General features: G+C 32.7%; 1 protein-coding gene. It reads right to left on the minus strand.

Going from position 1 to position 709, the window contains the following annotated elements; genetic code table 11:
* On the minus strand, nucleotides 1–709 hold a 709-nt coding region (locus L988_RS05160), incomplete at both ends, for an efflux RND transporter permease subunit (RefSeq protein ID WP_047382291.1).

A 709-nucleotide genomic window follows, 5' to 3' on the forward strand; every position in this document is an offset into this window, starting at 1 on the left:
ATTTACTTCTACACCATTTGGGAAGTATGGTTTCATCTCTTCTAATGCTATTTTAGCATTATCAGTTATAGATAAGATATTTCCATCTGTTGATTTCTCAATAACAATCATTACTGATTCTTTTCCGTCTAATTTCGCAATTTCACTTTGATCCTCTGTTGTTAAAACAACATCAGCTAAATCCTTTAATCTTAAAGTTTTTCCATTACTTCTGATAATCATATTTTCAAACTCATCTAAGTAATTAAACTCTCCCATAAATCTTGCTACAACATCTTTCCCACCAGTTTTAATAACTCCTAATGGAACATTTACAGAAGATGTCTTTATTAAGTCATACAACTCGTTTGGTGTTAAGTTATATGATGATAATCTATCTGTATCAAATTGGATTTGAATCTGTTTATCTGGCGATCCTAATGTATCAACACTTCCAACTCCTCCGATTCTTTCAAATCTTGGAGTCATAAATTCATTTATAAAAGTTGTTAGCTCTAAGAAGTTTGGTCCAGAAACGTTTAGCATCATTGCTGTGTTTCCCGATCCAGCCAGTTTCTTTTGAGTCACTGGTTTTGAAGCATCATCTGGCAGTTCTCCAGAGATTGCATCAATCTCTCTTTGAACATCCCCTCTTTTTAAATCTATATTCACACCATAATCAAACTCTATACTTACAGTTGATCTTTCAAATGCTGATGTTGATGTTATC

The organism is Cetobacterium sp. ZWU0022 (assembly GCF_000800875.1).
In the GTDB taxonomy this organism is placed as follows: domain Bacteria; phylum Fusobacteriota; class Fusobacteriia; order Fusobacteriales; family Fusobacteriaceae; genus Cetobacterium_A.